The organism is Coleofasciculus sp. E1-EBD-02, from assembly GCF_040218245.1.
GTDB lineage: Bacteria > Cyanobacteriota > Cyanobacteriia > Cyanobacteriales > Coleofasciculaceae > Coleofasciculus.
In genome coordinates this window covers 37,227-52,160 of the sequence record NZ_JAVJQN010000085.1, presented here as the reverse complement: position 1 = coordinate 52,160, position 14,934 = coordinate 37,227, and the positions used below count along the sequence as shown (strand labels likewise).

General features: G+C 46.8%; 11 protein-coding genes. 6 read left to right on the top strand and 5 right to left on the bottom strand.

Annotated features, from left to right (window positions below):
- Positions 1-306: 306 nt before the first annotated feature.
- From RIC07_RS13915 to RIC07_RS13905, 3 genes are all read right to left on the bottom strand, one after another.
- A complete protein-coding gene (locus tag RIC07_RS13915; RefSeq protein WP_446395042.1) occupies positions 307-2,052 on the bottom strand; it encodes an ABC transporter ATP-binding protein in 1,746 nt (581 codons plus the stop codon).
- 680 nt (positions 2,053-2,732) lie between these two features.
- Positions 2,733-5,102: a caspase family protein gene (locus RIC07_RS13910; RefSeq protein WP_446395041.1), complete on the bottom strand. Its 2,370-nt coding sequence runs from the start codon at positions 5,100-5,102 to the stop codon at positions 2,733-2,735.
- Positions 5,103-5,388: 286 nt separating this feature from the next.
- Positions 5,389-6,180 carry a hypothetical protein gene (locus RIC07_RS13905; protein ID WP_446395040.1) on the bottom strand — a complete coding sequence of 264 codons (792 nt, stop codon included), beginning with the start codon at positions 6,178-6,180 and terminating at the stop codon, positions 5,389-5,391.
- A 461-nt stretch (positions 6,181-6,641) separates the two neighbouring features.
- Between RIC07_RS13905 and RIC07_RS13900 the strand changes: the two genes are divergently transcribed.
- From RIC07_RS13900 to RIC07_RS13880, 5 genes are all read left to right on the top strand, one after another.
- Complete coding sequence (locus RIC07_RS13900) at positions 6,642-7,622, top strand: serine/threonine protein kinase (RefSeq protein WP_446395039.1); 981 nt, start codon at positions 6,642-6,644, stop codon at positions 7,620-7,622.
- 180 nt (positions 7,623-7,802) lie between these two features.
- Positions 7,803-9,647 (top strand): alpha/beta hydrolase, encoded by a 1,845-nt coding sequence (locus RIC07_RS13895; protein ID WP_446395038.1) that lies wholly within the window; start codon positions 7,803-7,805, stop codon positions 9,645-9,647.
- Between the two features lie 488 nt (positions 9,648-10,135).
- Positions 10,136-10,309: a glycine zipper family protein gene (locus RIC07_RS13890; protein ID WP_446395037.1), complete on the top strand. Its 174-nt coding sequence runs from the start codon at positions 10,136-10,138 to the stop codon at positions 10,307-10,309.
- Positions 10,310-10,635: 326 nt separating this feature from the next.
- On the top strand, positions 10,636-11,241 hold the full coding sequence (locus tag RIC07_RS13885; RefSeq protein ID WP_446395036.1) for a hypothetical protein: 606 nt from the start codon (positions 10,636-10,638) through the stop codon (positions 11,239-11,241).
- Between the two features lie 74 nt (positions 11,242-11,315).
- The gene (locus tag RIC07_RS13880) at positions 11,316-11,609 is read left to right on the top strand and encodes a hypothetical protein (RefSeq protein ID WP_446395035.1); all 294 of its coding nucleotides are present in this window, start codon (positions 11,316-11,318) and stop codon (positions 11,607-11,609) included.
- A gap of 25 nt (positions 11,610-11,634) precedes the next feature.
- Here the strand turns inward: RIC07_RS13880 and gyrA are convergent, their stop codons facing one another.
- Both gyrA and RIC07_RS13870 read right to left on the bottom strand, forming a co-directional pair.
- Positions 11,635-14,226, bottom strand: coding sequence for a DNA gyrase subunit A (gene gyrA, locus RIC07_RS13875; RefSeq protein ID WP_446395034.1), 2,592 nt, complete (start codon positions 14,224-14,226; stop codon positions 11,635-11,637).
- 154 nt (positions 14,227-14,380) lie between these two features.
- Complete coding sequence (locus RIC07_RS13870) at positions 14,381-14,566, bottom strand: hypothetical protein (protein ID WP_446395033.1); 186 nt, start codon at positions 14,564-14,566, stop codon at positions 14,381-14,383.
- 105 nt (positions 14,567-14,671) lie between these two features.
- Between RIC07_RS13870 and RIC07_RS13865 the strand changes: the two genes are divergently transcribed.
- Entirely contained in the window at positions 14,672-14,881 is a 210-nt protein-coding gene (locus tag RIC07_RS13865; protein ID WP_446340198.1) for a hypothetical protein, read from the top strand.
- Positions 14,882-14,934: the final 53 nt, after the last annotated feature.

Sequence of the window (14,934 nt, the reverse complement as noted above, 5' to 3'; positions counted from 1 at the left end):
TTCCCTGTTTAATTAAAACCTGGGGAAGTGACAAAAGCCAAACACCCTGAGCGCGAATCCCTGGTCTTCCATGAAGCTGCATAAAGCAACGATAGGCCAAATGCACGATTGAGGCAAATGCTAAACATTTGACTATTGCTTTTCACAATGTCCCTTTGAATACTAACCTACTGTACTGATGGGGAATTGTATCGATTTTTACCTTTGATTAAATCGGTGACAATTCTAATTATTCGTTACCAAAACTTTACAATTTCCCGGTTCCCTGTTCCCGGTTCCCTGTTCCCTGTTCCCCGTTCCTTGTAACTAATGCAAAACTTCCTCAATCTGGTGCTGACTCCACAAGTCTTGATAAAGCCCTGGACGTTGGATCAGTTCAGAGTGAGTCCCCATTTGCACAATCTTCCCCGCATCCATGACAAAAATCCGATCAGCGGTAGCGGCGGCGGAGAGTTGGTGGGAGATGAAAATCACCGTTTTGCGGTCAACGCCTGTGGAAAGATTTGCCAAAATTTGGGTTGCCGTCTGATTATCCACACTAGAGAGGGCGTCATCTAAAATCAGAATCGGCGCATCCATCACTAAAGCCCTAGCCAGGGCGATTCGCTGACGCTGACCACCAGAGAGAGTAATTCCCCGTTCTCCCACCATTGTTTCATACTGTTGGGGAAAATTGAGAACTTCGGCGTGAATTTGGGCTTGTTTAGCCGCCTGTTCTATCTCCGGCTGTTCGCTTCCCGGTGCGCCGTAGCCAATGTTATTTTTTAGGCTGGTACTAAATAAAAAGCTATCTTGGGGAACGTAGGCGATCGCGGATCTTAAATCGGGTAAGCGTATCTGAGTGACATCGGAGTTATCCAGAAATAACTGACTTGGCGCAATATCTAACAGGCGAGGCAAAACATTCGCCAGGGTTGATTTTCCTGAACCAATCGCCCCGACAATTGCCACTGTTTCACCGGGATGAATATGAAAGTCAACGGCTTGCAGGGCGGGAGTTTTGGCATCGGGGAACGTATAGCTGAGGCGATCGGCTTTCAACTCTCCCTGAATCGGTTGTGGAAGCGCGATCGCATCGGGGGCATTTTTAATTTTGGGTTCAATGGTTAAAATTGACTCTACTCGGTCAATACTCACCTCACCCCGTTGATAGGTAGTAATCGTGAATCCGAGTAAAGCGGTGGGGAAGACTAACCGTTCTGCATAAAGAATCAGGGCGACAAAATCTCCTATAGTAATCGCCCCCCGCGCGATCGCACCCGATCCAAACCACATCAACAGGAGTAAGCTGATATAGGATAGGGCTTCAATCACCGGAAACAGGACATTACGAGTGCTGGCTAATCCCAGATTTGCCGATAATAGTCGTTGATTCAAACCTCGGAAGGCACGGCGTTCATTTTCTTCCTGGGCGTAAATTTTAATCAGGGAGATACCACTCATATCTTCCTGAACCAATTCGCTGAGGTTGGAGAGTTCTTCCTGAACCGCCTGTTGTTGGGTACGCAGCTTATCACTAAACAGGCGCACTGTGATCAACATAACTGGATAAACCGCCAGCGCCAAGAACGTCAGCCGCCACTCAATCGACATCATCACGGGTAGCGTCAAACCGTAGGCAAAGACAATATTGGCTAAACTCAACACCGCAAACCCGACAAGACGGCGGATATTGTCCACATCACTCGTGGCGCGGTTAATCAAATCACCGGCTGTATTCGTAGAGAAATAAGACGGTTCTAGGGTAAGCAGATGCTGAAAAATCTTTTGCTTGAGGTCAAATTCTACCCGACGCCCCACTCCAAAGATGAGGATACGCGATCCCATGCGAATCGCCCACATCAAGGATGCCAGGATAAAGATTAGTCCGACTAACTGCAACACCTGATCAAAGGCGAAGGCGATGCGGAGTTCCTCAATGCTATCCCGAATCAGCAGAGGAATGTAGACCCCCACGGCGTTGACAATCAGCAGAGCCAGGATACCCAAGGATACCTGAGTGGTATGAGGGTGCAGATAGCCCAATAATTTTTGGATACGAGAATTAGCCATGTTACAAATCCTAACAATTTTTCGGCACAGACAATGGCTGATTTCTCGCGTTCAGGTTCCCAAAATAATCATTAGGGGCTACAGGATGCCGCGATCGCAGGTGCAGTGAGGAGTAGGGGCCACAAGCCTTGCGCGATCGCACTCAAGTTTTCTCTACCATTCCTTTGTCCCCCGAACAATTGAGCCACCAGGTTTAGGGATGCTCCCAGCCAACGCCAAGCTCATTCCGAATCAATCTATCATTCGATAGAGATTAACGATTAATTGTTCAGAGTTGATTGGGGAGCCTGTCAACTTTTTTCTAATCATTGATACCAAGTTGCCGTCTAAGGTAGAATCTGGGGCTAAAGCCCCTACTACTGGCGTGGTACATCTAAAATTGTGGAATAGACTTGACCATTGAATCGGGCGCAAGTCTTTGCGCCCCTACAGTTTCCGGGACTCAAACCAACATAATCTAGGGCTAAAATTCTCTACTACAAGCCGAATCTAATCTATCAAATTAAGTGTCCGGTTCCATCAGTTTACCCACTTCAGGTGACGGCAGCACATTTCCATTGTGCGCTGCCAACTGGGTGATTGTCTCGTTTTATCCCAAGTGCGGGGAGACAAGGCAGAGGACAGAAGGCATAAGGCAGGAGGCTCCAAGGCAGGTCAAATGACAAATGACAAATGACCAATCATGAAACCACTTGATAATTAAAACTCAAGGTTGCCCAAGCATTCACATCTAATGCATACACATCAGAACCGATACCTAGACTATCCGGAGTAATGTTACTGGCTTGATGCAAGTCTTGTAGAATCGCCCGTGTGACTTCTAGGGGATTAAACAAATCACCCACTCGTTCTCCCTCTCCCTTGGGACGCATGGCTGCTTCTAATGCCGCGATCGCACCTTTGAACGGAGAAGGGCTGCAAATCAGTTGAATTTCCGCCACACCCACAGGACCAGGAATCATCCAATTAAAGGATGTCGAAGGTTGGGGCAGAATCAGAGTTTCCCCAGGTTTGATCGCACCACTAATCAGCGGTGGATTTTGCTCTGACTCCAATCCTTCCGGGGAAGGGAGTTGTTGATAAAACGCGATCGCACCGCCGCTACTTTCCAAACCCAACACCATGAAATACAAAGGGCGATCGCTATAATTTTCTACGCGATACTGCACCCGACTACCAATGGGTAACTTGGGCATTGTTGCTGATCCCACCGAGGGCGATGTATTACTCGCATTTTTCTTCGTTTTATTGGTAGCGAACCCAACAGACGTGCGCCAGGTTTCCCGTTGGATGATTGTCTTAGTTTCCGGGGCAATCATTTCCAGCGACGCCCGAATCCCCAGGCGCGATGACCCTTCATTCGCGGTCAACCGCAGCCATTTCATTGCCAATAAGGTTTTAAATTTGGGATTTAAGCGATTCACTGCTGATTTAACTGCCTCCGCCTCCTCGCCTAGACTATTAGGAATTGGGTTCCGGGCAAGGGAAAAGAGTCCATAGCCTCCTTTAAACTTCGGTTCTGACGTTTCTGTTGCCTGTTTTTTTCCTCTGCCAAACACATAATCTGTTGCTTGTTCCCCAGCAACTACAACGGATGACACCGAAGGAATACTAGCAAAGGCACTGGTTGCATCCACCCGTTCAATGCGTTCTAAGTGAGTATCCAGGGCAATCGTTAAACCCATATTTCGGGGTAATACTCTAATCCGTTCGCGTACCAGTTGACCCACTTGCGGTTGCACTTTTTCCCCACCATTGCCACTCAGTATACGTGCCTTGGCGGTTAACCCGTCTTTGGATCGCAGTTGGAGTTGAACGGATTTAGGGACAGGTTGGGCGAGGTTATCCGTAGCTGAGGAATTTTCGGGCGGCGACGGCGGTAAACTCAGCGATTCCCCATCGAGCAACTCTAGAACCGAATTGGGACTATAGTACTCCAGCACAGGTGCAGGTAATCCCGCTAACCATAGCTGTGCCACTTTGCCATTTTCTTCAATCCCCGTGACAACTCCATCTGCCCCCAAGGGAGGATTGGGGGATAAGTAATAGGCAAGCAAGGAATTTTGGCTCTTTTGACCCGTTAACTGAGGCTGTTGATCATTACCCGCGAATTGATTAATCATCCCAGTGGTGCGACTGACGCTAATCTGAACACTGGTTGCAGCCGTGGCTTGCCAAAGATGCTGAGTTAGAGCATAGGTGAATAAACCCGCACTAAAGCCATTCCACTGCGTCTCAGTTGCGGGTTGAGACGAACCCGCCGCCGTTAACACCAATCCTGGCATTTGCATGGATTTATCTAATGATTTCCAGGGTTTGGATGAGGCTTTGATCCGCTGCACCAGTTGTTCTTGAAACGCCAGTTCGTCGGGATTAGGCGCTAGGGCGGGTTTGCGGGCAGAAGAGCGGACTTTGAGACTGCCTTTGAGGATATTCACCGCTTGCGTATGACTGGTATCAAGAACTGTTGTCACCTGATCCGTCGCTAGCGATCGCAACAGCAATGCCAAGGTTTCAGCTAAAAAATCATTAGCAGCGGGTTCGCCTTTTGTGGGTAAGATCCCATCAACGGGTACAAAACTGTTTTGCCAGCGTACCGCCGAGGCTACGGTTTCATCTTGCTGAGGCATCTGTACTTGGCTACCGTAACCACTAAAGTGGAAGACAACCACATCACCCGCCTCGGCTTGCTTGGTCAAATGTTCAATAAACGTGGTTTCAATCGTCTCGCGAGTGGCTTGGCTATTCGTCAGCGTCACGATATCGTTCGCCTGGAACCCAAACCGATGAATTAACAGTTCTCGTTGCAACTCCACATCCGTTACGCACCCCGCCAAAGCTGTCGTGCGCGGATACTCATTGATCCCCACCAGAAGTGCCAACTTACGTCCACCGGGTTGTGCCAGCACCTGAAAATAACGCTCCAACAAAGGCACGGCTAAACTTTTATCACCAAGGAGTGATAGTACCGTTTCACTGACTCCCAGTGCCGCTAGACCCCAGCCAGCTTTTTGCAGGAAAGTCCGCCGATTCAGTCCCATATTAGCCATCTACGCTGTTAATCTCAGCTATCAGCCTACCAGGAATAGGTTAGCGCGTTGTTAGAAAGTTTTGAGTTTTGATCCTTCGCTTCGGAAAGAAGGCATAGTGTGTAGGGGCGGGTTTTACCGATAACGTTTAGGAGAAAACCCTAATTTCACTAAACCCGCCCCGGCTGAATCCCCCATCTCCCCCATCTCCCCTATCTCCCCTATCTCCCCCATCTCCCCCATCTCCCCCATCTCCCCCATCTCCCCCATCTCCCCTATCTTCCCCATCTCCCCCAGCTTCTCCTGCTCAGATCTGTGGCGTCTTTCCCGACGACTGCTCCGAGTTGAGATTCAGAAAGAGGCGAATACAGTGAGCCACTTTTTTGTAGTCCCAGAATGGATCAGCATCGGGAGTGATAGCTAAATGCTTACCCGAATTCAAAACCAGAGCCACTCGCTCTATCTGGCGATCTTTGGCATCTCTAATCGTTTCTATCGTCACATCAACAATCTCGGCAAGAGGGAGTTCAATGGTTGTACCCCTGAGCAAACCCCGTTGCTTGAGCATCATGCGATCGCGCACTTTATCAAAGCTCAAGGTAACGACTTTCCCTTTACGCACCGCCACGAACAACCCCACCCCAATCAATAAACTGCCAAACAGATAACTAAACCAGCGATCGTCTTGCTGCACGTTCAGGGATACCTGGTCTTGATTCATAATAAAGGTATTAATTTGGGAAGCAATAGATTCTTGCTGATTACTATCGGCACTATAATCCGACGTCAAGGGAATCTCACTGCTTCTAGTCAAGAGGACAACCCGATAAGTCTCATTACTCTCATTCCTGGGATTGATCTCAATGCTGACATCTCGTAAACTCTCTAAAGGAATAGTTCTAACCTCGGCTCCGACCAACCTGGAGTTAACCAATTCACAACTGCCCGTTTGTCCAGTTCGCTGACAGGTTAGACCTGATCCCCCTTGAAAGGAAATTACCCCTAGCCCGACGGCGGCGAGAATACTACTCAAAAGCCACAGCAACAGAGGTCGATGGCGGATGGTCAGCTTGATGCGATTGTATTCTACGATATCCATTCGTTGTTTGCCTTTACCCTGAATTAGCCAATGAGCCGACTAATTTTTCTTTAGATAACGTCTAGGATATCTTGACTACAGATATTTTAAGTTAAAACAAAATAAATCTTAATTGTTTACTTGTTTTCAAAAATAGAGAACAAGTCAGCCTTGTTTTGGTTTTTTATTTATACTTTATTTTTGATAAATAGGACTTTTATTAATTCATAATTATCTGATAAATCCGCTGATAAGTACCGAGACATCAATTTTGTTAATTGAGTTAAAGATTATCAACACATCTAGATTCCTTGTTCTTTTTTCCTATTACATCATGCCTGCCTAAGTCGGTTGGTGGAAAAAGCCCAAACTATATTAAGTTCTGTAAATAATCCTCAAACCCTTACAAATGACCAATGACCAATGACCAATGACAAATTGCCCTTGTGTCAGAATAAGGTAACGTCTTGGATTTACAGGTAATGGCTTGGATAACGGGACAGACGTTACAAAATGGCAAGTACACGATACAACAGGAATTAGGACGGGGACGTTGTGCGATTACCTATCGGGTTCAGGATGATACCGGAAAGGATTTTGTCGTCAAAACCCTCAATCAGGATATTCTCAGTCAACTTCCGGATGCAGAACGAACCAGTATCGAGTCAAAGTTTTGTGATGAGGCGCTGAAGCTGGAACGCTGTAAACATCCTCATATTGTCCGAGTTTACCGCACGTTTAAAGAGGAGTCACTGTTTTGTATTTTGATGGAGTATATCGCCGGGATTAAACTCTCTGACTTGACGCTACCCATACCCCAACAGGAAGCCTTGGTTTATATCCAGCAGGTGGGTGAAGCGTTAATTGAGGTGCATCAACAGGGATTACTGCATCGGGATGTGAAGCCAGAGAATATTATGGTACGCGCTGGAAAGCAGCAGGCGGTGCTGATTGATTTTGATTTAGCCGGAGAGTTTAATAATCCGTTAACCTCTCGTTGGAAAGATAAGCAATTCGCCCCGGTGGAGTTAAGTTCAACGAACCGAGAACGGGGGGCGTATACGGATGTTTATTCGTTAGCTGCAACATTGTATGTTTTACTGACGGGGAAATTTCCCGCAACGGCGTTAGATCGTTTGGATGATATTGCTGAGTTAGTTGAACCAAAGACGCTAAAGTTTGATATTTCTGAGCGGGTGAATCAGGCGATTGTCCAGGGTATGAAATTGGAATATGGCGATCGCCCGCAAACAATGGAGGAGTGGTTAGCGTTATTGGGAATCAGGCGGGGGATAAGGGTTGCTGAATTTCCGCAAACGAAGGCGGAATGGGTGAAGGTGGGAAAAATAGTGGGGGGAATTCTGGGAATAGCCGCCGCCATTGCTGGGATTATATCGATGACGATTGATATTGGAGTTTGGTCTCCGGATTCTTCTTCTCCCTCACCAGAGGAAACCAACTGAAGGTAAGCCAGCCCTCACCCCCAGCCCCACACCCAAGCTTGGGAGAGGGGAGCAAGAAGGGAGCTAGAGAGATTAAAATTCTATAAAAATTATTGATTTTAATAACAATTACTTGAAAAAAGCACCAATTCGAGTAAACTGAAGCTCTTAAACATTATTTGTCTGTAAAATTGGTAACCGATGACATCAATCCCGTCGAAAATTCCCGAATTTGAAATTGTCCCCATCGAAGAATTTAGCAAAGAGAAAGCCGTTTGGGGGTACTACGTCAATAGTACTGCACCAATTAATGCTGAAGATCTGGTTCAAAAAGTTAATCAGAAGGAAAATCCCTTAACCCAACAGCGACTCCGAGAAATTGCTGACTATCTCGTCAATAGTAAAAATCCGCAAATCGTGATCTCGGTTCATGGCTATGGAACTCGACGCTCTGAGGCGCAAAAACGATACCGGAAAATTTATAAGTATGTTACAGAGAATTGCGAACCGGAAAAGCCGAAAGAGACTGTTTTTATTGGATATCGTTGGCCCGCAGAAAACCCAATGAAAGATGACCCCCAACCCCCTAGTAATAAACCGACGACTATTGGTGACAAGTTAAACTATGCCTTCCAGTCACTGCCAACACTTCTAGCCCTTGTCTTAAGCTTTGGGCTTATTCTGGGAGTCATTACGGCTTTTTTAATCGTTGCTCGACCCTCTTTATTGGGTCACTCGATGACTCAACTTATTACATTGGCGTTAGTTGCCATCATTTCCTTCTTTAGCACTAAAGCTGTTTTGAAGAAAACCGATTTACAGGATTTACTGCCTCGGTTACCGATTTACATCCTCTTAGGTGGGTTGCTCATCGGTGGGCTGGGAATTTTCCTACCTTTGCCACTCAATGGGGTAGTTAATGGGTTATTCGTCATTCTGTTAATCCTATTTATCCTGTCAGTGGGAATAATCCTGGCGTTACTAGCACTCAGGTTATCCACCTATTTGCGCGATCGCAACCGGGCGATGAACTATGGTGTTGTGGATTTAGTGGAATTAATCCGGCAAATTGACCAAGCTGTGATCGAATGCCAACAAAGCGAAGATATCCGAATTAAGTTAAATTTTTTGGGTCACAGTATGGGCTGTTTTGTGGTAACCAATGTGGTGCGAATTCTTTCCGATGTCTTCGATACAGAATCTATTAACAAACAACCCTCTAACTATATTGGTCGCGTTTTTAGTTTGGGTCGATTAATTCTGGTAGCCCCGGATATCTCTACCGATTCGATTATGCCTGTGCGGTCAAACTTCTTGCGATCGGCGTTACGTCGTTGCGAAGAGGCATATTTGTTTAGTAATGAAGGCGATTTAGCCCTGCGACTGGCATCAACGGCAGTGAATTACATTAATTTTCCCGCCAGAACTCGTTTTCGCGGTTACCGATTGGGAAATTTAACAGTGCAACGATTTGCTGATCAATATGACTATCGCAATCAACGTCTGACTGAGAAGGATTACGGAATTGTGAACAATAAAAATGGTCAAATTGAATCGCCGTATTGTTGTCTAGAAATTCGGGCGTCTAATCGGGAACATCAACAACTCGATGAACTGGTTCCCGTGGGTCAGGTTGACAAGGAGATTGTAAAGGGTTCTGATGTCTCAACTATCGATTTACAAGACGTGCGAGTTGCGGATCGGTTCACCTATTTTGATTGCACGGATTATTGTGATTTTACTGACTCAGAACCTAATAAACCAACAGGTGTAGTTAGCCAGTCTTTGAAAAAATCGGCATTAGTGGTGTTTGATTACGTGCGGTTGAGTATTGCGTATTTTGTTAAAGGGGAAATTAATACCCATGGCGGTTTCTTTTATGGCAAGTTAAGTCAGCAACTTATGTATGAGCTGGCTTTTCTCGGCTTTCAAGGCTTGTTGGATAACTTAAAACCGGGGAAGAACCGAGATGAGCAAATCCAGGAGTTATCTCAACAGTGTTGCGAGAAGTATATTCAGGTAGTTATTGCTCCAGAGCGGGTTTAAGATTCACATCTCTGGTTCGGTATTAGTAGGTTGGGTTGACGCGCCGAAACCCAACTTATTAGCAACGGATGAGTTTATGTAGTGGCGTGGCACACCTGAATTGATAGTTTACCGTTACATCCAAAAAATGTAGGGGCGCAAAGCTTTGCGCCCGATTCAATGGTGAAATCTATTCCACAATTTTAGCTGTGTCAAGCCGCCATCGTGTGTTAGCCAAGCGTAACGCACCAATGGCATAATATAAGCTTGATTTGTGTAAGTTATTAACCACATCCATTAGCAAAATAGTATAATCGTTATCTGTTGATATTTCCTCAAGCTTTGTGATTGGTGGGTTACGGCGGATATCAAATTAGAGGGTTGCTTTTGAGATAGTATGACCGCCTAACCCACCCTACTGAGACTTATTTTTTTAGGTTTTGGAAACGGATGAGGCAGAATAAATAAATAAGGGCAATTATCCTTAATTAACACGATTCATTAGCAATTTGATACATAATACGTATACCATCGAACGCCGTGAATGGTCAATTATAAGGGCGGGTTTAGGCACAATTGTAGGGGCGGGTTTAGGCACAATTGTAGGGGCGGGTTTAGGAAATAAAATCAGCCATTCAGAAATAACTGAGCAACAAAACCCGCCCTATCTCACCGCTAACTGACAAAGGAAACCCGCCCAGTTTCTCAATACTGCTAGGCGTCAGCGTTGCGTTAACTCTGACTTTGTATTCCCCGTGTCTTGTTTCTCGGTTTCTCATTCCCAGATTTTATACCTATATATGTAAGTGACAATTAATCTCTTAATATACACACCTATAAATCATAAAGACATGATAAAGTGATTTTGAAAAGAATATACACAGTAAATTACTGAGCGATAGGGCGCTGCATCGCTTGGCGGTCATTGTTGTGACATCTTAAATCCCAAATTTTCCCCTGAATTCAAGGAGGTGATGTCTAAACGCAAATCGTTTAGATCCAAGTTCTCATGGCTATTTCCAAGGGCGATCGCCTGTGTCTGTTGTGTCGTGTGCGATCGCCTATCCCCTGCAATCCCCGCAATCCCTTTGTCTGTCAGGAAGACAGCGCCAACAGCGAAGGATGCGCTAACTGTCATCTACCCCATGCAAACATAATGAAACACAGTGATTGGCTACGCCTACAAATCGAAGGTGAAAAACTTTGCGCCTTGCTGAGACAGCACAATTACCAATGCTTGAAACAACCCCGCCGTTTGTCTTGGACAATCCAAAAAAATGGCAATTCCTACACCTTAACCTGGCTACCTGAACCTGTAACGGATTGGAACTTACTCCCCCACGACACTACGCCAACCTATCAAACTCTGTGGAACTTGATCCAATCCACGCTGAATATTATCCGAGGTAAAAACCTGCCAAACCCAGTCCAGTCTACCATTCCAGCCTTGAACCGTCCCTGGGCGATCGTCCGCCTGCTTCCGAATGAGCAACGCTACACTATCGCTCGATTCTACAACCGTCAAGATGCTGAAGATTATATCAGAGTTCTCAACCGCTCTATTCCAGCCGCCCGATTTGAAATCACCTTTGATGTTTCCGCCGATTTGAGTTAATCCAGATCAGTTTTATTATCGGTAAACCTGCTTAATTTTTCATCTAATCCTACACCATTTACTATTGAACGGAAATGACTATTCTATTTCGCCGCATTAAACCTCGTACTTTCCCGATTACATTGGATATGATTGCCCAATTCTTAGGCATTCCCAAATCCATGATTATTCGTGCCGAACATTGGGCTTATGTACTGTTTGTGCATCGGCGCGATCGAGGTGGACAATTCATCATAAAAGATGTAGTTGGCAAAGTCTGGAACACAACTCCTCTCTTGCTCCCCTCTTGCTCCCCTCTCCCTATTCCCCCCTTTCAAAGGGGGGTTAGGGGGGATGGAGAGGGGTTGGGGGTGAGGGCTGTAGCTTAAGTTGATATCTGTTCCCTAATTAACGTTACAACGCCTCATCCAAGGCTTCAGCTTCTTCCTCAGAACCCGATAAAGGAACCAACGCCACCGCTGCGATCGCGTCATCCTCATCTAAGCGCTGGACTCGTATCCCTGTCGCCATTCGGGATTGGGGGGAAATGGCATCCAAGGCTTGGCGAATGATAATCCCTCGCATTGTCACCATCATCAACTCATCCCCTTCATTCACCACCCGCAATGCAGCGAGTTTATCTTTCTTATGGCGGAACTTAATTGCCACTAATCCCATTCCTGCCCGATTTTGCAGCCGGAATTGAGACACTGGCACTCGCTTACCTAAACCGCCTGTGGTAACTACTAAAACCCAAGGTCCTTGACCGGCGGTTTCGTGAACTTCTTCCCCATTCACTTCATCGCTGGTATCGTCTTCTGTTTCCACCTCTTCACTGTTAGCTGTAGCAATCAGCCTCTCGACCACTTGAGCCGGGAGAATATCCATACTGATCAACTCATCCTTAGAGCGCAGTTTCATCGCCTTCACCCCTCGTGTCGCCCGACCTAGGGGACGCAGTTGATCGTGATCGGCTTTAAAATGAATTGCCATGCCCTGACTAGAACCAATGATAATACTATCTTCGGCTCGGCATAGACGCACCCAGCGCAGTTGATCGCCTTCACCCAGAGAAATGGCAATTAACCCATTTGCCCGGATATTACTAAAGGCATCCAACACCGTTTTTTTGATATACCCTTTACGAGTTAACATCACCAAATACAAATCATCGGTGAACTCAGAAACGGGGACAACCGAGGTAATTTTTTCATTGTGGGGAATAGGAAGCATCTGCACGATGGGAACCCCTCTGGCGGTGCGAGATGCGGCAGGGATTTGGTAGGCGCGTAGGGAATAAACGACACCGCGATCGCTAAAAAACAGTAGGCTGTCGTGATCACAGCAGGTGAGGAAATGCTCAACCCCGTCATCCTCCTTCATCCGGGCAGCCGCTTTGCCTCGTGTTGCCCGGGCTTGGGCAGCAAAGGAGTGAATCGGCATCCGTTTAATATACCCTTGTTCGGTGACTAAAATCACCGCTTTTTCATTGGCGATTAAGTCAATATCATCCAGTTCCCCTTCCACCTCTTGAATCACCGTGCGGCGCGGTGTGTCGTGGGTGGTTTTAATCTGCAGCGCTTCGGTTTCGATAATTTCCAGAATCCGCGATCGATTTGCCAGAATGTCTTGCAGATCGGCAATGCGAACTTGTAACTCTTCGTGTTCCGCTTGAATTTTCTGGGCTTCTAATGCCGTCAAGCGTCGCAGTTGCATTTGCAAAATGGCGTCTGCTTGGGCTTCGGACAGTCCGAATTGCTCGATTAATTGACTTTTGGCAGTAGCGGTATCGGCGGCGGCGCGAATGACAGCAATTACCGCGTCTAAGTTCTCTAGGGCAATGAGTAACCCTTGCAGTAGATGATCCCGTTCCTCGGCTTTGCGGAGTTCGTATTGGGTGCGCCGGGTAATCGTTTCAATGCGGAACTCCAGGAAGACTTCGAGGAACTGCTTGATTGTCAACAGTTGGGGTTCATTCCCGACTAATGCCAACATATTGGCACCAAAATTGCTTTGCAGGGGAGTTTGCTTATAAAGATTATTGAGAACTACACGGGGATAGGCATCCCGCTTCAGTTCAATCACTATCCGCATTCCCCGACGATCGCTTTCGTCGCGAATATCGGAAATGCCTTCGATGCGCTTATCATTCACCAGTTCGGCAATTTTTTCAATTAATGCCGCCTTATTAGTTTGATAGGGCAGTTCGGTGACAATAATCGCCTCTTTATCCGGGCGTCCCCGGTGTTCAATAGTTTCCACTTGCGCCACACCCCGCATGGTGATTGAGCCGCGTCCAGTGGTGTAGGCGTCTTTGATGCCGGATCTGCCCAGGATTTGACCGCCAGTGGGAAAGTCAGGGGCGGGAATATACCGCATCAATTCTTTCTCGGTGATTTCTGGGTTATGGATTAGGGCGACTAAGCCATCTACCAATTCCCCCAGATTATGGGGAGGGATATTAGTTGCCATTCCCACCGCAATACCCGATGATCCATTCAGGAGTATCTGGGGAACCCGGGCAGGGAGGACAATCGGTTCTTGTTGTGATCCATCGAAGTTATCCAGAAAATCGACGGTTTCCGACTCAATATCCCGGAGGAGGGAGTCTGTGGCTAAGGATTGCAAGCGGCATTCTGTGTAACGCATTGCCGCAGGTGGGTCATTATCCACCGACCCAAAGTTACCATGTCCGTTAATTAGGGGCGATCGCATGGAGAAATCCTGTGCCATGCGAACTAAGGCATCGTACACCGCTGTATCGCCGTGGGGATGATATTTACCCAAGACTTCACCCACAACACGGGCGCATTTACGGAACGGGCGATCGGGCGTGAGTCCCAGTTCATGCATCGCATAGAGAATCCGCCGATGTACTGGCTTGAGTCCATCCCTCGCATCGGGTAGCGCCCGACCCACGATGACGCTCATGGCATATTCTAGGTATGACCTAGACATTTCGCTGCGAAGATTTGTCGGGACAATCCGCTCTTGGGAGGTACTCATAGAACGAAAAACTCCATAAAAATTCAGGATTTAGGCAAAAAAAGCGCAAAAAGTGAGCTAAACCGCCATGTTTAACCCAAATAGTTGCTAAAATGTGCTACTTTCTTTTAATATTTTAACACAACTTTACCCGGACTCGGAGTCAGGGAAAGCCTTATTGGGATAAGGGATAGGCGTGTTTTCCAGGGAGTGCGATCGCGTAGAGTCCAAATGAGCAGTTACTCACTACTGACTTATGAGCGGTTTTAAGATAGTTTAGAGTTACGTTGCCGAGTGCCGTATAGCGTACAGGGGAACCCGTACACAAGCCAGCCCGACCGAAACAGGCAAATCTTGCCAACGAGGAATCGGGTTAAAGGTAACGGCTGATTGATAGTAGGCGATCAGTTAGGCTTTCCGCCTTGCTAAGCGCCCTGTAATTACCCGAAACAAGGAAACAGGAACCATGGAAGTAGCCATTGCAATAATCGCATTTTGCATCATTGCGACTCTGGTAATGCCGGGGCTGCTGTCTCGGAATCTGACAATTGCGTTGCTTGGCTTTGCTGTCTTGTATCTAGTCAGACCGAATCTACTGACCACAGAACAAGCTCTGGCGATTATTGTTTTCGGTATTCTTTTTATGTTGGTTATCCCTGATCTGGCGAAAAAATAGTGAGCATTATCAACAGGATGGGTAGGGGCGCACAGACGTGCGCCCATCAATGT

Coding starts and splice junctions, on each gene's coding strand:
- RIC07_RS13915 (WP_446395042.1), bottom strand. CDS start 2,052: ATGGCTAATTCTCGTATCCAAAAATTATTGGGCTATCTGCACCCTCAT.
- RIC07_RS13910 (WP_446395041.1), bottom strand. CDS start 5,102: ATGGCTAATATGGGACTGAATCGGCGGACTTTCCTGCAAAAAGCTGGC.
- RIC07_RS13905 (WP_446395040.1), bottom strand. CDS start 6,180: ATGGATATCGTAGAATACAATCGCATCAAGCTGACCATCCGCCATCGA.
- RIC07_RS13900 (WP_446395039.1), top strand. CDS start 6,642: ATGGCTTGGATAACGGGACAGACGTTACAAAATGGCAAGTACACGATA.
- RIC07_RS13895 (WP_446395038.1), top strand. CDS start 7,803: ATGACATCAATCCCGTCGAAAATTCCCGAATTTGAAATTGTCCCCATC.
- RIC07_RS13885 (WP_446395036.1), top strand. CDS start 10,636: ATGGCTATTTCCAAGGGCGATCGCCTGTGTCTGTTGTGTCGTGTGCGA.
- RIC07_RS13880 (WP_446395035.1), top strand. CDS start 11,316: ATGACTATTCTATTTCGCCGCATTAAACCTCGTACTTTCCCGATTACA.
- gyrA (WP_446395034.1), bottom strand. CDS start 14,226: ATGAGTACCTCCCAAGAGCGGATTGTCCCGACAAATCTTCGCAGCGAA.
- RIC07_RS13865 (WP_446340198.1), top strand. CDS start 14,672: ATGGAAGTAGCCATTGCAATAATCGCATTTTGCATCATTGCGACTCTG.